Source organism: Epilithonimonas sp. 33E (assembly GCF_059372615.1).
In genome coordinates, this window is the sequence record NZ_CM182009.1 from 2,612,134 (window position 1) to 2,631,858 (window position 19,725).

The following is a 19,725-nucleotide window of genomic DNA, read 5'->3' on the forward strand; positions in this document are numbered from 1 at the left end:
CCTTTTTATTTGTCTTTGACAAATAAAAAGATTGCAACGGAAAGCGGGTTAGAATGTTGAAAAAAAGTACAGTCGTCTTGCTCCAAAAATATAATCTTTAAACGCAAACAGTGGCAAATACAGTAGAACTCATCAAAGCTCCGATCTCTGACGAAATGAAACTTTTTGAACAAAAGTTTTATGAATCGATGAAAAGTAATGTTGCTCTGTTGGATAAGGTCACGCGTTTTATCGTGACAACAAAAGGTAAGCAAATGCGCCCGATGTTTGTTTTTCTCTGTGCAAAACTGGTCGGAAATGTGAACGAAAAAACGTTCCGCGGCGCCAGTATGATTGAGCTGATCCACACGGCGACTTTGGTCCACGATGATGTTGTGGATGAGAGTTTTAAGCGCCGGAATTTCTTTTCTATCAATGCGCTTTGGAAGAACAAAATTGCGGTTTTGGTTGGCGATTATCTGCTTTCGAAATCGGTTTTACTTTCTACGGATAATAAGGATTTTGATTTGCTTTCTGTGATTGCAAGAACGATCCGGGAAATGTCTGAAGGTGAATTGCTTCAATTGGAAAAGGCGAGAAAACTGGACATTACCGAAGATGTTTACTATGAAATCATTCGTCAGAAAACGGCCACTTTGATTGCGGCCTGCTGCGAAGTTGGCGTTTTGTCTAATGGCGTAGATGAATCAACTGCGAAAAAAATGCAGGAATTCGGGACTTACACGGGAATGGCTTTCCAGATCAAGGATGACCTTTTTGATTATCAAACCAGTAATATCATTGGAAAACCCGTCGGAATCGACATCAAGGAACAAAAGATGACTTTGCCTTTGATTTATACTTTGAAAAATGCGAGTCCAGAGAATTACAAAAAATATTTCGCAACGATAAAGCGTTATAACAACGATTCTAAAAAAGTTCGCGAGTTGGTAGAATTCGTGAAATCTTCCGGCGGAATGGATTATGCCATCCGTACCATGAAAGATTACCAGCAAAAAGCATTGGATATTCTGGCTGAATTCCCTGATAACGAAGCCAAAGAGTCCCTGAAGTTGATGTTGGATTATGTGATCAGTAGAAAGTTGTAATTCAAATTTATTTCTTTTGTTTTTCTGAAATTTTTATTCCGTAATTTTGGAATATGAACAACTCACCTCTTGCCGAAATCCTCCGTCCGAAAACCCTTGACGATGTTTTGGGTCAGGAACATCTGACCGGAAAAAACGGAACCATCCGGAAAATGCTGGAGAATGACACACTCAATTCTCTTATTTTTTGGGGACCACCGGGAACAGGAAAAACAACGCTTGCTGAGATCATTTCTGAAAAATCCGGAAGAAAATTCTATAAACTATCAGCGGTTTCTTCCGGTGTGAAAGATGTGCGAGATGTGATTGATGAGGCTAAAAAGCAAAATCTTTTCTCAGGAAAAAGTCCTATTTTATTCATTGATGAAATTCACAGGTTTAATAAGTCCCAGCAGGATTCTTTGCTTCATGCTGTGGAAAAAGGCTGGATTGTTCTGATTGGCGCCACTACGGAAAATCCTAGTTTCGAAGTGGTTTCGGCTTTATTGTCGCGTTCGCAGGTTTATATTTTGAAGGCTTTGACGTTTGAAAAACTGGAAGAATTAGCCGACATTTCTGTATCAAAATATAACGAAATCAACAAAACCAAATTTTCCCTCGAGGAAAAAGAAGCATTTATTCAGTATTCCGGAGGCGACGCAAGAAAGCTGATTAACTCCGTAGAGCTTGTACTGAATCAATTCAAATCAGCGAAGAAAAATAAAATTTCCAATAAGGACGTTCTTTCGGTTTTGCAGGAGAATATGGCTTTATATGATAAAAATGGCGAACAACATTATGACATTATCTCCGCCTTTATCAAATCAATGCGAGGCTCCGACCCAAATGGTGCAGTCTATTGGCTTGCAAGAATGCTGGTTGGCGGCGAAGACATCAAATTCATTGCAAGACGAATGGTGATACTGGCTGCGGAAGATATTGGATTGGCAAATCCAAACGCACTTGTCATGGCCAACAATTGTTTCCAGGCCATTAATGTTATCGGAAATCCGGAAGCAAGAATTATTCTAAGTGAAACTGCAGTTTATCTCGCTGTTTCTCCAAAAAGTAATTCAACTTACAATGCAATTAACGAAGCAATGGCTTTTGTAAGGAAAACAGGTGATTTACCGGTGCCTTTACATCTCAGAAACGCACCAACCAAATTAATGAAAGACCTTGATTATGGCAAAGATTATCAGTATGCTCATTCTTATCAGGGCAACTTTATAGATCTGGAGTTTTTGCCTGACGAAATCAAAGGGACCGCATTCTATAAGCCTTCCAACAATTCTACAGAGAAAAAAATACATGAACAGATGAAGGAAAAATGGGGAAACAAATACGACCGGTAACAATAGTTAAATATTCCTAAATAACACTTTTATAGCCGTGCTTTCGGTTTGTTTTAATATATTTGCGATTCACAGATAGCTATGGAACATTTTGAAAGTTGGAAAGACTTACTGAACCCCGAATTTTACATCAAACTAGGTGGTTTTTGGCTGATTTTGTTTATCATTTTTGCAGAAACCGGGTTATTCGTAGGTTTCTTTTTACCGGGCGATAGCCTGCTCTTCATTTCCGGTATTTATGCAGTCCAGATCATTGATACCACTTTCGGTTCTACCGGTTCGGATTTTCTGGACACCACTATTCTTGCAACAGCGGTAGCCATTGCAGCCATCATCGGAAACGAGATTGGCTATTGGTTTGGATACAAAAGCGGACCATTGTTGTATGAAAGAAAGGATACCTTCCTGTTCAAAAAGAAATATCTGTTCAAAGCGCACGATTTTTTCGAAGACCATGGAACAGTTGCAGTTATCTTGGCAAGATTTCTTCCCATAGTAAGAACTTTTGCGCCCATTGTCGCAGGAATTGTAAAAATGGACAAAAAGAAGTTTTTCTTTTACAACATTGTTGGCGCTATTTCCTGGTCATTTACAATGATATTTGCAGGTCATTATCTGGATAAACTGTTTATGGATCAGTTTGGGATAGACCTTAAGAAGAAATTGGAACTGATCGTTTTGGTCATTGTTTTGGTAACAACGCTCCCAATCATTATCAAATTCTTTTTCACAAAAGACAAAGAAAGACCCACACAGGAATAATTTTTGATAATCAATATCAGACAACATATAAAAACCGGAAGCCATTTCCGGTTTTTGCATTTTAACAAATCAAAATATTAAAATGAAAGTATTCCTCAACAAAAGAATTCCACAGACCGGAATCGAGTTACTGAAAGCAAATAATTTAGAAATTATAACACCTCAGCATGACATTCTTTCTCAATATGAATGGCTTGAACTTTGTAAAAAAGCGGATATCATCCTGAATGTAGGTAAGAATAAATTCGATAGGAATTTTTTTGACAATTGTCCAAATATAAAAGCTATTTCCTTATTCTCAGTCGGATTTGACCAGGTAGATATCGAAGAAGCAACCAAACGGAAAATCCCGGTTGGAAACACACCGAATGTGCTTAATAAAGCTACTTCTGACATTGCATTCCTCCTGATGCAAATGGTTTCCAGAAAAGCCAATTACAATATAGAAAAAGTAAAATCCGGAAACTGGAAAGATTTTGATGCTTTAGAACAGTTAGGACAAGAATTATATGGCAAAACTTTAGGCATTTTTGGTTTAGGAAGGATAGGTTTTGAAATGGCTCAAAAATGCAAAGATGCTTTCCAGATGAACATTATTTATCACAACAGAAACCATAACGAACAAGCTGAAAAAGAATTATATGCTAAATATGTTTCTTTTGATGAATTAATTGAACAATCTGATGTCATCAGCATCCATGCGAATTATACGTCGGAACAGATGGATCTTTTCAATCAATCAGTTTTTGAAAAAATGAAGCCGAATGCAATTTTCATTAATACGGCACGAGGCGGTTTTCATAATGAAACTGACTTGTTTGAAGTGCTTCAATCAAATAAAATCTGGGGTGCAGGTCTGGATGTTACCAATCCCGAACCAATGGATTCCAAAAATCCCCTACTCCAGCTCCCGAATGTTGTAGTATTGCCACACATAGGTTCTGCTACAGTCGAGGCAAGAAATGGAATGTCAAGGATTGCCGCAGAAAACATCATTGCTTTTTCCAGGAATCAGCCAATGCCAAATTGTGCCAACCCTGAGGTTTATCGATAATATTTTGAAAAGCTTGGAATCATATTTGTTTAAATTATCTCAATACTAAATCAAATATTATGACACCAGAAGACAACCGCGATGAGCAAAACAGAAAATTAAGAGAAATGGATTACAATCCGGGCGAAGATATCTTTAACCGTGAACACCATATTCCCTTGGACGGCGACGGAAATCCAATCAAAGACCCAAGTCAGGTGAATGACGAGATGCCTTTCGGACTTGATGTTCCGGGTGCCGAAGATGATGACAACTTTGAACAGATCAACGATCAGCTTCCTGATGAAGAAAACAATTATTACAGCCAAAGCGATAACGAGGATGACCATGAGGAAACCAATGAAGATATCGTGGAATAACAATTAAGCTTACCAATCCGGTAAGCTTTTTTATACATCATGAAAAATCTTCAAAGGTTTTTTCTGCTCATCAATTGCAACTAAGGTAAAGTCACCTGAAACAGCCTTCTCTCGAGTATCAACATACATCTCTTCCACAAAAATCTCGACATTCACTTTCACGCTCGTATTTCCGACATATTTTACTCTTCCTATAAGCTCTACCAAAGTATCTGCAGGAATTGGTTTTTTAAAATCAATTCTGTCACAGCTGACTGTTACAAAAGATTTCCTGGCAAATCGCGTTGCGGTCATGAAAGCAACCTCATCCATCATTTCCATCACTTTTCCACCGAACATGGTGTTGTGGTGATTGGTCGTATTCGGGAAAACCACTTTGAAAACACGGGTTTCAGATTCCTGAATTTTAGTTTCGTAATTCATTTCTTTTAGAATTTAATTTTAACATTTGAAATGAATAGAAATTGAATTTCTACTTCAAATCGCGAAAGTTTTTGGGGATCCGACTTTCCGCTCTGCGGATAACGGTTGCGCGACAGTTCGTGAGTTACACACGATTCACCCTTTTTCAGCAGCAAATATAAGAGATATCATTTTATCAGAAAGGTTTTGCTGATGTTTTTCATTTTGAATATCTTTAAAACCACAAAAATCAGTCAACTATAAACTATCAACTATATAATGACATTCCAGGAACAGATACAGCAAGGTATTCCGAGTCAATTGCCACAAGCAAAACCGTACGAAACCAATATTAATCACGCTCCGAAAAGAAAGGAGATTTTAGGGGAAGAAGAGAAAAAATTGGCATTAAAGAATGCTTTACGTTATTTCGAGCCTCAGTTTCATGCGGAATTATTGCCGGAATTTAGAGAAGAATTAGAGAAATACGGAAGAATTTATATGTATCGCTTCCGTCCGGATTATGAAATGAAGGCAAGACCGATCTCTGATTATCCGGGGAAATCTGAGCAGGCAAAAGCGATCATGCTGATGATTCAGAATAACCTGGATTATGCAGTAGCGCAGCATCCTCATGAGCTTATCACTTACGGTGGAAATGGTGCGGTTTTCTCCAACTGGGCACAGTATCTTTTAACAATGAAATATCTGTCTGAAATGACGGACGAGCAGACTTTGGTGATGTATTCCGGTCATCCGATGGGATTATTCCCGTCTCATAAGGATGCACCGAGAGTAGTTGTAACCAACGGAATGATGATCCCGAATTATTCCAAACCGGACGATTGGGAGAAATTCAACGCCTTGGGTGTAACGCAGTACGGACAAATGACGGCGGGAAGCTATATGTACATCGGTCCACAGGGAATTGTGCATGGAACGACGATTACCGTTCTGAATGCTTTCAGAAAAATCAATAAAGAACCGAAAGGCGGATTGTTTGTGACTTCCGGATTGGGCGGAATGTCCGGAGCTCAGCCAAAAGCCGGAAATATTGCAGGCTGCGTTACCGTTTGTGCGGAAGTAAATCCAAAGATTACAAAGATCCGTCATGATCAGAAGTGGGTGAACGAAATTCATGAAAACCTTGATGAGCTGGTGGAAAGAGTAAGAAGAGCTCAGGAAAACAAAGAAACGGTTTCTTTAGCTTATTTAGGGAATATTGTTGAGGTTTGGGAGAAATTCGATCAGGAAAATTTAAGAATCGATATAGGATCAGATCAGACTTCGCTGCATAATCCTTGGGCGGGAGGTTATTATCCTGTCGGACAAAGCTTTGAAGAATCTAACGCGATGATGGCAGAAAATCCTGAATTATTCAAAGAAAAAGTTCAGGAAACGCTGAGAAGACACGCAGAAGCCATCAACAAACATACGGCAAAAGGGACCTATTTCTTCGATTACGGAAATGCTTTTCTTTTGGAAGCATCAAGAGCGGGCGCCGATGTAATGGCGGAAAATCCCACATTGGGAAGAGAATTCAAATTCCCTTCGTATGTTCAGGATATTATGGGACCGATGTGTTTTGATTATGGTTTCGGACCTTTCCGTTGGGTTTGTACAAGCGGAAAACCGGAAGATCTGCAGAAAACCGATGATATTGCGTGTACAATTCTAGAGGAAATTCAGCAGAATTCCCCTGAAGAGATCCAACAGCAGATGAAAGATAATATTCAATGGATTAAAGGTGCACAGGAAAATAAACTGGTCGTTGGTTCGCAGGCGAGAATTTTATACGCTGATGCAGAAGGAAGAATGAAAATTGCGGAAGCTTTTAATAAAGCGATTAAAAACGGAGAGATCGGACCAGTAGTTTTGGGGAGAGATCATCACGATGTTTCCGGGACAGATTCGCCGTACAGGGAGACTTCCAATATTTATGACGGTTCGAGATTCACGGCGGATATGGCGATTCACAATGTGATTGGCGACAGTTTCCGTGGTGCGACGTGGGTTTCCATTCACAACGGCGGCGGTGTTGGTTGGGGAGAAGTAACCAATGGAGGTTTTGGAATGTTGCTGGATGGAAGCGATGATGCCGACAGAAGGTTAAAATCGATGCTGTTCTGGGACGTGAATAACGGAATTTCAAGACGAAGCTGGGCAAGAAATGAAGGTGCTGTCTTCGCTATCAAAAGAGCCATGGAAGCAGAACCGAATCTGAAAGTGACGTTGCCGAATTTTGTGGATGAAAGTCTATTAAGCTGAAAATTCCCCTCCTCTGGAGGGGTGGCGATTCGCCAAAGGCGAATTGACGGGGTGGTTATCCTGAATGAATCCAATCACCCTATGAGCTCAGAGAAATTTCAACTATAATTTTCAATAATAAAATCCTCCAATTCCTTCATCACCACAGAAAGATTGTGTTTCACATCCCAGTCCGTAATTCTAAAAACTTTCAGACCCAGACTTTCTAAAAACTTAGTCCTTTCCAGGTCATATTCTTGTTTAAGGTCGTGACTTGATCCATCGATCTCAATCACAAGCCCCAACGTTTTTACATAAAAATCGACAATATAGTTGCCAATAATCCTTTGTCTGTCAAAATCAATATTGTGGAATGTTCTGTTTCGAACCTGTTTCCAGAATAACACTTCAGACAGAATTCCCAATTTTCTTTTTTCTTTGGTCAAAGCTTTCAGGAGCGGATTGTAAGGTAGGTTTTCCACAAAATTGCGGTAGATGATAATACCCTCAATTTGGGTTAGCATTTCTTTTCCTGACATTTGTATTTTTTTTTTTGAATTTAAGTTTTTTCTTTCAGGTGGAGAAATTGAGAACCACCCCGTCAGAAATTCTCTGAATTTCTGCCACCCCTCCAGAGGAGGGGAATTCCCAGCCGCGGTATAATTTGAAAAGTGACGCTGCCAAATTTTGTGGATGAGCGTTTGTTTGAGACGTCATTGCGAGGAGGAACGACGAAGCAATCTGTTGAATTGATTATGATAACCCCCGCTAGTGCGAGCATCTTGCTCGTACCCAAAAATAAATAAATACACGAGCTAGAAGCTCGCGCCACCAAAAGCTCTTATTTGTTTTAAAACAATTATGTTTATTCCTTCCGTAGTCCTACGGAAATCTCCCAAAAGTTGCGGGAAATCTCCCAACACCTCCGTTGATTTAAAACAATCCTATTTGTAACTTCCGTAGTCCTCCGGAAGTCTCCTGCAAGTTGCTGGGAATCTCCGGAGGACTTCTTTGATTTAAAACAATAGTGTTTGTGACTTCCGGAAGACTCCGTTGATTTGAAACAAGCTTGTTTGTAATTAAAGAAGTTTTTATATATTTGGTTTAATTAATTAATCAAAAAATACAAATAGATGAAAATTGCACTCACTAAGCTGAGCACCAAAGACCTTGCGACTTTGGCTCAGAGAATTCTCAGCAACATCCAGTCAGGGAAATATCCTGTGATCACCAACCATCCTCTTACGGCAACTTTGCAGACCTCCTACGCCAGTTATGACCTGGTCTATACCAAGCAGATCTACAGCGGAAAAGGAAAAGATGTTGCCACGGCAGACCATGAGCGAGATGTTGCCTACAAAAATCTGAAAGCGTTTCTCAATGGTTACAGACAACTACCTTCCGCACCCAATTATCAGTCAGCGGTGGATCTGTATGGCATCTTCAAAACCTTCGGACTGGACCTCGACCGTTTGAGCTATTCTTCCCAAACAGCCCAGATGAAAAAGCTGATAGAGATCCTGGAAACAGCAGAAAATATACAGAAGCTGAAAACCCTTTCCCTGGATGCAGCATTTGGAGAGATGAAGAGCAAGCACGAGGCTTTCGAAACGTTATTCGCTGATCAGGCAGAAGCCAACGCAGACCTGAGACAGATGACCAGCGCCTCTGCCATCCGGAAAGATCTGGAGAAAAATCTGAAAGCGTATCTTAATCTTTTGACGGTGATGAAAGAGGTTCCGGGTTGGGAACTGCTCTACAGCGACACCAATGAGCTGGTGAAGGCCGCCAAGAACTCGGATCAGAAACCGAAAGATAATGACCAGGGCAACAATCCATAATCCACGAACTCAGCGCAATGCTGAGTTTTTTGTTCTGAACAAGCACTTCAACCATCATTTTTGTCATCCCGTAGGGATCTAAGCTCTAAATTTTCCCAAGCTATTCTTTTAAGACTTGAGATACCTACGGGATGACAAACTGTATGGATTTTAATTGATATTTTTGAAGTCTTAATATTAAAGCTCCTCGTCCGTTCAAGTAGCGTAATGTAATCAAAACAATGCAAAACCTAGGAATAATAGGCTTCGGCTGGCTCGGCAATCACATCGCAGAAAGACTATTGGGCAGATATAAAATCTTCGCCACCACAACAACACCTGCCAAAGCACAAGAACTCAACAATAAAGGCTACCACGCCACTCTGACCAGTTTTCCTGATACGTTAGATGCTGAGATGCAACCTTGGACAGTCGCCAAAGATCTGGACGCCATCATCATCAGCGTTCCGTTTTCCGGAATCCGGGGCGCACAGATTCCAATGAGTCACAAACGCCAGAACCTCCTCAATTTCCTTGGCAATTACAAAGGTCAATTGTTTTTAATGAGTTCGACCGGCGTTTATCCTCAGATTGAAAAAGAATTTATAGAGGAATACCTGCCGGCACAGGAAGTGGAAAGTGAAAGTTTTATTCTGGAAAGATTCCCTCAAACCAATATCCTGAGATTGGCTGGTTTGATGGGCGATAATAGACTCCTCAAGAATTACAACATCTCCAATCCCGATCACTTGGTAAACCACATCCATTACGCCGATATCTGTTCCGCCATCGAAAAAATGCTGGAGCAAAAATCCCAATCCAAGGTTTACAACATCGTAGCGCCTATCCATCCCAGTAAAGAAGAAGTCATCAATGCCCAGAAAGGGCTCTCCTACTCTGGTGAGCGCGCTACCAAAGGCAGAACCATTTCGCCCGAAAAGCTGATTCAAGAATTGGATTTTGAGTTTCAATATCCCGATCCGCGGTATTTTCATTTGTAGATTTTACTGCTCATAACAACAAAAACTTCCACTGCCAAACTGTCAAAAATCATCCAAAATCCAAAGCCAACAAAAACATATTTTGGGTATAGAAGGAGTATACCGATAGCTTCAAAAAAACTTCTGTCAAAGTGTCAAAATATATATGCGAGAAACAAAGCATCTTAAAGATATTTTAACATCCCCTCCCAACCTTTGGAATCATTCTTGAACCTAATCTATAAAATCGTTCATTATGGAAGCCAATACAATCAAAACTATCGCAAAATACGGATTAGGTGCAATGCTGATTTCCGCAGGAATCGGGCATCTCACATTCGCAAGAAAAGAATTCCAGGCACAGGTCCCGGAATGGGTTCCGTTGGAAAAAGATGATACCGTTGTCTATTCCGGCATTGTGGAAATTGCAATTGGAACGGCTATTATTGCTGCTCCAAAGAAATATGAATCTCTAGTGGGGAAAGTTGCGGCAGGACTATTTACAGCTGTTTTTCCCGGAAATTACACCCAATACAAAGAAAGGAGAAACGCCTTTGGCCTTAATACCGATAATAAAAGATTTGCCAGATTATTTATGCAGCCGTTATTGTTACTTTGGGCAATCAAATCAACAGATTAATACTATTGGAATCCATTATAAACTCAGCATTAAGTTGAGTTTTTTATTTTCGAATAGAATAAATCAATAATTCTTTTATTTCCAAAATGAATTTTAAACTCTAAATTTATACTTCGAAAAATCGATTTTAATTCAAATCAAAAACTATGAGTTCAATACAATCCAATTTTAACAATTTATTCAAATCAGAAAACGAAATCCCGGAAGAATATAAAGTCCCAATAATTCATCAGAGAGAATACCTTCTCAACGGAGAACTGGTTCAATGGAATGGCGACGTGACAGAAATCTATTCGCCGGTTTGCATCCCTACGGAAAACGGTTTGGAAAGAAAGCTACTGGGAAGCATCCCGAATATTGGACCAAAAGAAGCCCTTGATGTTTTAGACGCTTGTGTAAAAGCTTATGACAATGGACTTGGCGAATGGCCGACCATGTCTGTGGAAGGCAGAATCAAGTGTATGCAAAGGTTTGTTTACCTGATGATCAAAGAGCGTGATTTGGTCATCAAATTACTAATGTGGGAAATTGGCAAAACCCTACCCGATTCTACTAAAGAATTTGACCGAACTGTAGATTACATCAACCAAACTATTGATGCTTTAAAAGATCTGGACAGAGAATCATCCCGTTTCCAACAAGCAGAAGGAACAATTGCTCAAATCCGTAGAGCACCACTTGGCGTAGTTCTAAGTATGGGACCATTTAATTATCCTTTGAATGAGATCTTCACTACGTTGATTCCTGCTTTGATTATGGGCAATACGATTTTGTTTAAACTTCCAAAACACGGTGTTCTTGCGCATTATCCATTATTGAAAGCTTTCCAGGAAGCCTTTCCAAAGGGAACTGTAAACACATTGTACGGAAAAGGCTCAGAAATCATAACGCCGATTATGGAAAGCGGTAAAGTGAATGTTCTGGCTTTCATCGGATCAAGTAAAGTCGCAAATGGTTTGAAAAAACTGCATCCAAAAGTGAACAGATTGAGAGCAATTCTAAGTCTTGATGCAAAAAATGCAGCGATTGTTACTAAAAACGCCAATCTGGATGTTGCTGTTAGCGAATGTATTTTAGGTTCGCTATCGTTCAATGGACAAAGATGTACTGCTTTGAAACTGATATTTGTTCAGAAAGATGTGGCGGAAGAATTCACTCAAAAATTAACGGCAGCCGTTTCTGCAATGAAAGGAGGATTGCCTTGGGAAAAAGATGTAAAAATTACACCACTGCCTGAAGTGAACAAACCGCCTTATCTGGAAGAATGTATCGCAGATGCTGTTTCAAAAGGGGCTAAAGTACTGAACGAAAATGGTGGTTACAACGAAGCTTCTTTTGTTTTCCCAGCAGTGGTTTATCCGGTTAATGATCAAATGAAATTATACCACGAAGAGCAATTCGGACCGGTGATTCCTGTTGTGCCGTTTGAAACGATTGAAGAACCAATTGATTACCAAGTGAACGCAGACCATGGGATGCAGGTCAGTATCTTCAGTGAAGATGCAATGGAAGTTTCAAAACTGATTGATCCTTTTGTGAATCTTGTTAGCCGTGTGAACATCAATTGTCAGGCTCAACGTGGGCCAGATGTTTTCCCTTTCACAGGAAGAAAAGATAGTGCGGAAGGAACGTTGTCTGTTTTTGATGCGTTGAGATCTTTCTCAATCCGGTCATTGGTAGCGGCAAAAATCACCGATTCAAATAAAGAGCTTTTGAACACGATTGTCAGAGACCATGATTCTAACTTCCTGAGTACCGATTATATTTTCTAAAAAATGCCAGATCTATTTCTGGCTTTAGACCTTTCAAATTCTATCCGCAGTTGAGATTAGCTGCGGATTTTATTTATATGTTACAGCAGTTTATAAAAAATTGCTAAAATTCCGGATTCGATTTCAGTATTGTTTTTTTTGCAGTATTTTTGAAGTCTAAATTTCTGAATTGAAAAAATTAGACAAATATATCATCAAGACTTTTTTCGGGCCATTTCTGTTTATTTTCAGTGTATTGTTTTTCATTTTTATTGTGAACATTATCTGGACTCAGATGTCACAGCTTACAGGAAAAGGTCTTACCTATTGGGAAATCACCAAGTTTCTTTTCTATCTGGGAATCAGTGTTGTGAGTATGGTTTTGCCACTTACCATTCTACTATCTTCTATCATGACCTTTGGAGATTTTGGAGAACGTTATGAGCTGGCCGCGATGAAAGCTGCGGGAATCTCGCTTGTGCGTGTAATGATGCCGCTTTTCGTAACGGTATCCCTGCTTTCTGTCGCCCTCTTCTTCTTTTCCAATAACATTATTCCTGATTTTCAGAGGAAAGCGAAGAATATGATGTTCAATATAATCTCTTCCAAACCTGCGATCAATTTTACTCCTGGTGTTTTCATAGATCAGATTTCGGGTTACTCGGTAAAATTTGATAAAATCTATGGTGAAAAGGGTGAGAAATTGGAAGGTGTTTTTCTTCATAAGAACGCAAGTGCTTATGATGATCAGCAAACTATTATTGCAAAAAAGGGAAAATTTGCGCCTGCAGTTGACAGAAATTATCTGAAACTGATTCTCTATGATGGCTATGTTTTTACAGATGACATCTCTAACAAGTCTTATAATGACAGACTGAAACAACCGAATCAATCGGTGAGATTCGATAGCCTGGTGAATCATTTTGACATAAGTGAGCTGATTAACAATGCAATCGAGAAAGAAAAAATTACGGACGATTATCGTTTCCAGACTTATAATGAAGTTGCAAAAACTCTGGAAAAAAACAGGAAAGATAATATTACAACCCTAACTTCTATTGCTTCGCCTGTTATTTCGCAAACCAATAATTATGTTCAATACATCGATAAAACGAAAGCGAAAAATAAAATCAAGGAACCTTATAAAATAGATACACTTAAAAAAGATAAAAAACTAGAAGTGCTTTGGGGCGCCTACAACAAAATAGAAGCCCTGAAAACAAGTATAGATTCTAATGAGAACTCGATCAGAGATACTGTAAAACAACACAACAAGATTGTTATCTATCAACAAAGGATTGTTTCATATTCCTTCACATGTGTTATCTTCTTTTTGATTGGCGCCAGCCTGGGGTCAATCATCAGAAAGGGAGGAATGGGACTACCAGTTATCATTGCCATTGTCATTTTCATCATCTTTTACGTTTTGAATTTGTCTGTAGAAAACTTGTCATGGAAAGGATCTATGAATCCTTATCTTGCAACCTGGATCCCGAATATGGTTTTATTCCCGTTCAGTGTCTGGCTGACTTATAAAGCCCTGACTGACTCACAGCTCTTCGATATTGAAAAATACAGAGCACTTTTCAAACCGATTATTGAAAAGTTCTCCAAACCGAAAGAACACCAACGTTATCAATAAATAAAAAACCTCTGAAAGAATATTCTGCCAGAGGTTTCTTATGAAGAAGAAAGAAAAGATTAATTTTTAAAAGCCAATTGCAAAAGATGTGTTTTGACTTCGCATCGCAAACAGCTCAGTATACATTCTGTAAAATAATTTTGAGCGTCTATTGCTTTGGTCAGCGGATGTAACTCAATCTTGTCAGAGTGGACAATCTCGCCTAAATAAGAAATACTGTAATAAGCAAAGATCTCTTCACCAGACTCGGGAACCGGCGTTGCATAACCCGTTGTTGCGATAGACCAATCTGTACCGAATTTTTTGGCCACATTAAGCGCCATTGCATCCGTGATCTCTTTTGAAACACAGTTGGCGGATCTGCCCTGCTCCGGATCGATACCAAGATGTTTTACTTTCTCTTCCAGAGTATATGCCGTTAATCCTCCTCTGAAAAACCGTTCTGCATCAGGCATCTGAGAAAAAGCCAGCTGTACGAATCCCGATGTTACGCTTTCTGCAATAGAAATTGTCTCATTTCTGTCGATCAGATAATAGCTGATTTTGTCTAATAGTATCTTTGGAAATTCCATAAGTTTGATTTTTTGTGTAATTATATATATTATCTATTTCTGCCTAACAAAAGCTTTGCCAGATTATGTTAAATCGAGACATTAACATATTTTTCAAAATAATGAAAATCTTCCTTCTTGTTTATCGTCAAATGAAACATCAATTGGATCGGATCTTTACAACCTATACTTTCAAAGCAATCAAAATTTGCAATAGATGCGTATATTCTGTTGATGTCTAAACCTTTAAGAATCACAAATAAGAGAAATATATTATGATTTATTTCCTTCGCATATACAATAGCTTCTTTTTCAAACTTTTTTCCGTTGTTGATTACATTCAGAAAGCTTTCGGATTTCAGGGATTTTTGTAGTTTTTCACAGTTCATAGTTCTGTTTTTTTTGGAAGTTAGAAGAGACTGCCTCCCAACCAACCAATGTTGATGAGAGGCAACCTCGAAAAGAATGGATTGATAAGAGTCTGTTGTAACTTATACATCTCCGGCATTAAACGAAGACATATAATAAAGTGCATTTCATTTCTCTTAAAAAAAGAGACTTTCTATTATTGTATTCCAAAGTTACAAAACATGACATTTGTCAGTTTATGATCCAAATCATATCAATGAAAATAAATTCTAATATAATATTTTCCTATTACGAATTTTCAGGATATTTTTCTTTTCCATTACCTTCAATGTCCTTATTGTTGTTTCCACACAAAGGCCGGTAAGATTTGCCATTTGTTGCCTTGTAAAAGGAATCTGGTAAGAAAAAGGTTCTTTGACCCGGTTAGAACTTTTAAGATAATCCATAAGGATTTTCAGTTTAACAGCAGGACTTTGTGAACACATATTCTGTGTCATTATTTGCTTGAAATACAAATTCTCAGAAATAAATCTGTTAATATCCATCCAAGTCTCCGGGTATTTTTCCAACATTTTGAAAAACTGAGCTTTCGGTAACTTGAGAATTTTGCAATTTGTTGTGGTAACTGCATTCATAGGATAACTTTTATCCATGAAAAGTAAAGACTCTCCAATACTTTGTCCCTTTTCAAGGATGTTCTGGAGAATCTCTTTACCTTCTTCGTTGTAATTATTCAGTTTTACCTTACCTTCGACAATCTGATAATAATGGTTCGGGGTATCTCCTTCTGAGAATATGTTTTCGGAAATATTGTAATTTTCAATTTCCGCACCCATTGCTTGTAAAATGTTTTCGTTGATAATCATAATAGATTAATTTTAATTTTCTTATGATTTTAGAATTCTTCACAACTGGTGAAATCAGGAGAAAATATGATTTGATTGAGTGTATATCCTTTAGGATAACGACTGCTTAACGTCTCTGAACAGAATCGACTCGAGTTGTCGCTGTATCAGTTCTAATAGATGCTGTATCTGCACCTGCTTGATTGTTAGTGGCTGCATTATCCTGTGTAACAGTACTAGAGTCAACGCCGCTGTTTTGATAGCCTGTGTCTTTTTTTGAACAACTCAGGACAAATATCATTATTCCGAGAATTGTGAACATTAAGTTTTTCATAACAATTATTTTTTATAATTACATCCGCAACAACATCTATTCCATAAAACAAAAAATTAATCTATTATGATTATCAATAAAACACCTTAATTAACAAATTAGTCAAACATTACAACTTTACAACTAAAATAATTAACAATAACAAAATTAAATTATAAAAAAAAATGCAATGATATAAACAAATACAATAGTGAAGGCCGTTAAAATCTGAAAATTAAAGATTCGTAATGAATGAGAGATTTAATTGTAAAATAAATTTTATTAAAAATATAACCATTTAAATTACAGACAATTTATAATACTTCATTACACAATGAAAATTAAATAATGACTGACAATAATTTATTTTTTTTGAATTGCGACGATAAAGTATCTATATTCGTAAAACAAAACTGATGTTATGAGAAAAATAATTCTTTCTGTTTGTACCGTTGCAATTTTGCAGTCGTGTGTTGTTTCTACTGCTGCAAAGGTAGTAAAAGGTGTTGCAAAAGTTGGTTACAAAACGGTAAAAGGAACGGTGAAAGGTGTAAGCTGGGCGGTAAGCAAAGCCAACGGAAAAATTGATGAAGACCGTATCGACGGAACCTGGAAAGTTGTCGGTGTTTACAAAGGTTCGTTTGAAACCTTCAGCAATGACCAAACCCCTGACTGTTCCTTTAATAGTGATTGTGCAGAAGGTTTTGACCAGATTATCTTCAATTCCAAAAAATCCAAATTCAAACCGGTACATTGCAGCACCGAGAAAGAAGACTGGCAAAAGTATGATTTCGAATTTGGAAAAAATCCTTTGACTAAAGAGAAAGAAAACTACATCGAGTACAATTCCAGCAATTATATATCTGTCATCGATATCAACAGCAAAACAATGATTCTTGAAGGTAATCTAATGCCAAAACTAGCTTTTTCAGGTGCTAAGTTGTATCTTTTAGAAAAAGTGAAATAAGAGATTTTACCGTTTTCTCATAAAAATGAGAAATACTACCCATAAAAGCAATTAGGCTTATTCATTATCTTTGAGGCGTATGAAAATATCTATTTTTTCTCTGCTTCTGATAATGTTTTGCCTGCCTGTTTCTGCGCAGCGCATCGTACTTTCGGATACGCTGAAAAAATACGATGTTGATTATCCTTATTACCTTGAAGACAAAGATGCATCATTAAATTTCGAGAGTGTCGCAAGTAAGACTTTTGTAAAAGCAGAAGATAAAGTCCCTGATTTTTTAGGCAATCTCTCCGATGCTATATGGTATCGTTTCAATATTTCTAACAAAACCAATGAAACTCAATGGTTTTTGGAAGTGAAAGCGGGATTTATGCATAACATTTCTATTTACCAAATAAATGAAGATGGCAGAGTAAAATCTCTCACTTTGAACGTCAATAATCATAGCAATCATGAATCTGTGGCGTCCAATAACCTTATATTTCCAATTACTATTCTCAAAAACTCAGAAAAAACAATTTTTATACGTTCCACAAGCAAAACCCTTATCAGGACTTCTATGAGCATTGGAACTATGCAAAAGTTGTATGAAGATAAAACTTTCACATCTTTTGGTGACGGATTTTTTACGGCCATTGCTGTTGCGCTGTTATTGTATAATCTGTTTGTATATTTTATGCTACGGGAAAAAGTTTATCTGCATTATATCGGCTATATCTCTGCGGCAATACTCCATAACAATCTGGTTTCAGGATACATACAGGCGGTTTTACCATTTCCGGATTGGATCAATACAACTACAGTTCTTCCGGTAATGTGTTTTTTCAGTATTCTTTTCACCAATTCATTTCTACAATCCAAAGAATATGCTCCATTGATTTACAAACTCCGCTTACCGCTATTATTAATATGCATTATCCCATTGATTTGTTACGCATTGGGCTGGTACAGAATTGCTATATTACAATCCGCCACTTTGATTTTTATGCTTTGCATCTATTGGGTTATTGCTGGAATTATCGCATATAGAAACGGTCTTGCTCCTGCGGCATTTTATCTTGGTGGCTATGGTATTTTAGTTGTTGTAAGTATCGTTTACGAATTGAAAATGAAAGGTTTGCTCCCGGAGAATTACTGGACAGACTCATCTCTTTTTATTGGAGTCGCAATAGAATCCGTGATTTTATCCTTTGCACTTGCCAACAAATTTAATTTCTACAAGAAGGAAAAAGAACGGTTACAAAATGAGGCATATCAGCAGGCAACACGCTTTTCACGCGAGCTCATCAGCATGCAGGAAGCAGAGAGAAAAAGAATCGCTTCCGAACTACACGACAGTCTGGGACAGAAATTAGTCTTAATAAAAAACAAAATTCTCAGGACATCATTATCAGAGACAAAAGAAACACAACAACTATCGGAGGACACATTGAGTCAGAATGTTGCAGATGTCATTCAGGAAATCCGGAATATTTCTTACGGATTAAGGCCTTATCAATTAGACCTATTAGGTCTTACAAGCTCAATTAAAAGTATGGCGGAAGATAGTTTTGACACCACAGAAATTGATTACAACATTGATTTGCAAAATATCGACAGCTTTTTTGATAATGAAGCCCAAATCAACATTTACAGAATCATACAAGAATGCATTCATAATATTATCAAACACGCTGATGCAAAGAATATCTATATCATTATAAAAAAAATTGATAATCAAATCAAAATTACCATTACTGATGATGGTATCGGGTTTAGTTCCGATGAAAATAAAATGGGTTTCGGTTTGAAGGGAATCAAAGAACGTTTACAAATATTGGGTGGAACAATGAATGTAGATTCTAATTTTAATAAAGGAAGTCTTTTCGAATTTCTGATTCCTCTGCAATAAACAATTATTGAAAATGAATATTGAAAAAATAAAAATATTAATAGCAGATGACCATCCCATTTTCTTGAAAGGTTTGCAGGAAGTATTGGAAGATGCAGATAATCTGGAGGTTGTACATAAAGCCGACAACGGAACTGATGCGATTGACCTTGCTTTGAAAAATGAAATTGATATCGCTATTTTGGATATCGATATGCCTGGTGCAAACGGATTACAAGTTGCCGAACAAATTCTGGCGAAAAAACCTGGTGTTGCCATCATTTTACTGACGATGCACAAAGCAAAAGATACTTTTTTGAAGGCTTTGGAAATTGGTATTTCTGGTTATGTTTTGAAAGAAAATGCTGTTGTTGATATCATCAGTGCGATTTCGGCAGTCAACAAATTTCAATCTTACATCAGCCCGGAGATGTCTTCCTATTTACTAAACAATAAAAACAGGAATCGTAATGATTCGACCTTACAACTGGAGCTTCTCACACCATCGGAAAAAAAAATAATGGAAAAAATATCGCAATACAAATCGACAAAAGAAATAGCAGAAGAACTGTTCGTGAGCGAGAAAACAGTTTCCAACCACAGGATGAACATTGCGAAAAAACTCGATTTAAGTGGTAAAAACAGCTTGCTCCGATTTGCTATCGAGCACCTGAATTTCTAGCCTAAGCAATACTACCCAGAAATTTGAGCAAAAGCGCTCATTGTACAGC

Annotated in this window: 19 protein-coding genes; 14 read left to right on the forward strand and 5 right to left on the reverse strand. The window is 37.8% G+C overall.

Annotated elements, in window-relative coordinates; genetic code table 11:
- Positions 1-110: 110 nt before the first annotated feature.
- The 5 genes from AC5P2S_RS11965 to AC5P2S_RS11985 all read left to right on the forward strand — a co-directional run bounded on the left by AC5P2S_RS11965 (position 111) and on the right by AC5P2S_RS11985 (position 4,597).
- Positions 111-1,088 (forward strand): polyprenyl synthetase family protein, encoded by a 978-nt coding sequence (locus AC5P2S_RS11965; protein ID WP_283416839.1) that lies wholly within the window; start codon positions 111-113, stop codon positions 1,086-1,088.
- A gap of 53 nt (positions 1,089-1,141) precedes the next feature.
- Positions 1,142-2,422 carry a replication-associated recombination protein A gene (locus AC5P2S_RS11970; protein WP_494555005.1) on the forward strand — a complete coding sequence of 427 codons (1,281 nt, stop codon included), beginning with the start codon at positions 1,142-1,144 and terminating at the stop codon, positions 2,420-2,422.
- Positions 2,423-2,503: 81 nt separating this feature from the next.
- Entirely contained in the window at positions 2,504-3,184 is a 681-nt protein-coding gene (locus tag AC5P2S_RS11975; protein WP_283416837.1) for a DedA family protein, read from the forward strand.
- 82 nt (positions 3,185-3,266) lie between these two features.
- Positions 3,267-4,238 (forward strand): 2-hydroxyacid dehydrogenase, encoded by a 972-nt coding sequence (locus tag AC5P2S_RS11980; protein ID WP_494555006.1) that lies wholly within the window; start codon positions 3,267-3,269, stop codon positions 4,236-4,238.
- 59 nt (positions 4,239-4,297) lie between these two features.
- The gene (locus AC5P2S_RS11985) at positions 4,298-4,597 is read left to right on the forward strand and encodes a hypothetical protein (RefSeq protein ID WP_494555007.1); all 300 of its coding nucleotides are present in this window, start codon (positions 4,298-4,300) and stop codon (positions 4,595-4,597) included.
- Positions 4,598-4,627: 30 nt separating this feature from the next.
- Here AC5P2S_RS11985 and AC5P2S_RS11990 read toward each other — a convergent pair whose 3' ends face one another.
- Positions 4,628-5,020 (reverse strand): acyl-CoA thioesterase, encoded by a 393-nt coding sequence (locus AC5P2S_RS11990; RefSeq protein WP_494555008.1) that lies wholly within the window; start codon positions 5,018-5,020, stop codon positions 4,628-4,630.
- Positions 5,021-5,278: 258 nt separating this feature from the next.
- Between AC5P2S_RS11990 and hutU the strand changes: the two genes are divergently transcribed.
- Positions 5,279-7,267, forward strand: a complete 1,989-nt coding sequence (gene hutU, locus AC5P2S_RS11995; protein ID WP_494555009.1) for a urocanate hydratase — start codon at positions 5,279-5,281, stop codon at positions 7,265-7,267.
- 98 nt (positions 7,268-7,365) lie between these two features.
- Here the strand turns inward: hutU and AC5P2S_RS12000 are convergent, their stop codons facing one another.
- Positions 7,366-7,785 carry an endonuclease domain-containing protein gene (locus AC5P2S_RS12000; protein ID WP_494555010.1) on the reverse strand — a complete coding sequence of 140 codons (420 nt, stop codon included), beginning with the start codon at positions 7,783-7,785 and terminating at the stop codon, positions 7,366-7,368.
- Between the two features lie 594 nt (positions 7,786-8,379).
- Here AC5P2S_RS12000 and AC5P2S_RS12005 point away from each other — a divergent pair.
- The 5 genes from AC5P2S_RS12005 to AC5P2S_RS12025 all read left to right on the forward strand — a co-directional run bounded on the left by AC5P2S_RS12005 (position 8,380) and on the right by AC5P2S_RS12025 (position 14,079).
- Positions 8,380-9,087 carry a DUF6261 family protein gene (locus AC5P2S_RS12005; protein ID WP_494555011.1) on the forward strand — a complete coding sequence of 236 codons (708 nt, stop codon included), beginning with the start codon at positions 8,380-8,382 and terminating at the stop codon, positions 9,085-9,087.
- Positions 9,088-9,308: 221 nt separating this feature from the next.
- On the forward strand, positions 9,309-10,067 hold the full coding sequence (locus AC5P2S_RS12010; protein WP_494555012.1) for a Rossmann-fold NAD(P)-binding domain-containing protein: 759 nt from the start codon (positions 9,309-9,311) through the stop codon (positions 10,065-10,067).
- A 235-nt stretch (positions 10,068-10,302) separates the two neighbouring features.
- The gene (locus AC5P2S_RS12015) at positions 10,303-10,686 is read left to right on the forward strand and encodes a DoxX family protein (protein ID WP_494555013.1); all 384 of its coding nucleotides are present in this window, start codon (positions 10,303-10,305) and stop codon (positions 10,684-10,686) included.
- Positions 10,687-10,832: 146 nt separating this feature from the next.
- On the forward strand, positions 10,833-12,458 hold the full coding sequence (locus AC5P2S_RS12020; RefSeq protein WP_494555014.1) for an NADP-dependent glyceraldehyde-3-phosphate dehydrogenase: 1,626 nt from the start codon (positions 10,833-10,835) through the stop codon (positions 12,456-12,458).
- Positions 12,459-12,627: 169 nt separating this feature from the next.
- Complete coding sequence (locus AC5P2S_RS12025; protein ID WP_494555015.1) at positions 12,628-14,079, forward strand: LptF/LptG family permease; 1,452 nt, start codon at positions 12,628-12,630, stop codon at positions 14,077-14,079.
- Between the two features lie 59 nt (positions 14,080-14,138).
- On the opposite strand, the gene AC5P2S_RS12030 is transcribed toward AC5P2S_RS12025, so the two are convergent.
- From AC5P2S_RS12030 to AC5P2S_RS12040, 3 genes are all read right to left on the reverse strand, one after another.
- Entirely contained in the window at positions 14,139-14,651 is a 513-nt protein-coding gene (locus AC5P2S_RS12030) for a CinA family protein (RefSeq protein WP_494555016.1), read from the reverse strand.
- A gap of 68 nt (positions 14,652-14,719) precedes the next feature.
- A complete protein-coding gene (locus AC5P2S_RS12035) occupies positions 14,720-15,019 on the reverse strand; it encodes a hypothetical protein (protein ID WP_494555017.1) in 300 nt (99 codons plus the stop codon).
- A gap of 249 nt (positions 15,020-15,268) precedes the next feature.
- The gene (locus AC5P2S_RS12040; protein ID WP_494555018.1) at positions 15,269-15,865 is read right to left on the reverse strand and encodes a Crp/Fnr family transcriptional regulator; all 597 of its coding nucleotides are present in this window, start codon (positions 15,863-15,865) and stop codon (positions 15,269-15,271) included.
- A gap of 713 nt (positions 15,866-16,578) precedes the next feature.
- On the opposite strand from AC5P2S_RS12040, the gene AC5P2S_RS12045 reads away from it, so the two are divergent.
- The 3 genes from AC5P2S_RS12045 to AC5P2S_RS12055 all read left to right on the forward strand — a co-directional run bounded on the left by AC5P2S_RS12045 (position 16,579) and on the right by AC5P2S_RS12055 (position 19,676).
- Positions 16,579-17,124 (forward strand): hypothetical protein, encoded by a 546-nt coding sequence (locus tag AC5P2S_RS12045; protein ID WP_494555019.1) that lies wholly within the window; start codon positions 16,579-16,581, stop codon positions 17,122-17,124.
- Positions 17,125-17,203: 79 nt separating this feature from the next.
- Complete coding sequence (locus AC5P2S_RS12050) at positions 17,204-19,015, forward strand: sensor histidine kinase (protein WP_494555020.1); 1,812 nt, start codon at positions 17,204-17,206, stop codon at positions 19,013-19,015.
- Positions 19,016-19,028: 13 nt separating this feature from the next.
- Positions 19,029-19,676: a response regulator gene (locus AC5P2S_RS12055; RefSeq protein WP_494555021.1), complete on the forward strand. Its 648-nt coding sequence runs from the start codon at positions 19,029-19,031 to the stop codon at positions 19,674-19,676.
- Positions 19,677-19,725 lie beyond the last annotated feature (49 nt).

Excerpts from the sequence above, each read along its gene's own strand:
- AC5P2S_RS12020 (WP_494555014.1), top strand. The coding sequence starts at position 10,833 with ATGAGTTCAATACAATCCAATTTTAACAATTTATTCAAATCAGAAAAC.
- AC5P2S_RS12050 (WP_494555020.1), top strand. The coding sequence starts at position 17,204 with ATGAAAATATCTATTTTTTCTCTGCTTCTGATAATGTTTTGCCTGCCT.
- AC5P2S_RS12035 (WP_494555017.1), bottom strand. The coding sequence starts at position 15,019 with ATGAACTGTGAAAAACTACAAAAATCCCTGAAATCCGAAAGCTTTCTG.
- AC5P2S_RS12010 (WP_494555012.1), top strand. The coding sequence starts at position 9,309 with ATGCAAAACCTAGGAATAATAGGCTTCGGCTGGCTCGGCAATCACATC.
- AC5P2S_RS12045 (WP_494555019.1), top strand. The coding sequence starts at position 16,579 with ATGAGAAAAATAATTCTTTCTGTTTGTACCGTTGCAATTTTGCAGTCG.
- AC5P2S_RS11970 (WP_494555005.1), top strand. The coding sequence starts at position 1,142 with ATGAACAACTCACCTCTTGCCGAAATCCTCCGTCCGAAAACCCTTGAC.
- AC5P2S_RS11980 (WP_494555006.1), top strand. The coding sequence starts at position 3,267 with ATGAAAGTATTCCTCAACAAAAGAATTCCACAGACCGGAATCGAGTTA.
- AC5P2S_RS11975 (WP_283416837.1), top strand. The coding sequence starts at position 2,504 with ATGGAACATTTTGAAAGTTGGAAAGACTTACTGAACCCCGAATTTTAC.
- AC5P2S_RS12030 (WP_494555016.1), bottom strand. The coding sequence starts at position 14,651 with ATGGAATTTCCAAAGATACTATTAGACAAAATCAGCTATTATCTGATC.
- AC5P2S_RS11990 (WP_494555008.1), bottom strand. The coding sequence starts at position 5,020 with ATGAATTACGAAACTAAAATTCAGGAATCTGAAACCCGTGTTTTCAAA.
- AC5P2S_RS12005 (WP_494555011.1), top strand. The coding sequence starts at position 8,380 with ATGAAAATTGCACTCACTAAGCTGAGCACCAAAGACCTTGCGACTTTG.
- AC5P2S_RS12055 (WP_494555021.1), top strand. The coding sequence starts at position 19,029 with ATGAATATTGAAAAAATAAAAATATTAATAGCAGATGACCATCCCATT.
- AC5P2S_RS11985 (WP_494555007.1), top strand. The coding sequence starts at position 4,298 with ATGACACCAGAAGACAACCGCGATGAGCAAAACAGAAAATTAAGAGAA.
- AC5P2S_RS12000 (WP_494555010.1), bottom strand. The coding sequence starts at position 7,785 with ATGTCAGGAAAAGAAATGCTAACCCAAATTGAGGGTATTATCATCTAC.
- hutU (WP_494555009.1), top strand. The coding sequence starts at position 5,279 with ATGACATTCCAGGAACAGATACAGCAAGGTATTCCGAGTCAATTGCCA.
- AC5P2S_RS12040 (WP_494555018.1), bottom strand. The coding sequence starts at position 15,865 with ATGATTATCAACGAAAACATTTTACAAGCAATGGGTGCGGAAATTGAA.
- AC5P2S_RS12015 (WP_494555013.1), top strand. The coding sequence starts at position 10,303 with ATGGAAGCCAATACAATCAAAACTATCGCAAAATACGGATTAGGTGCA.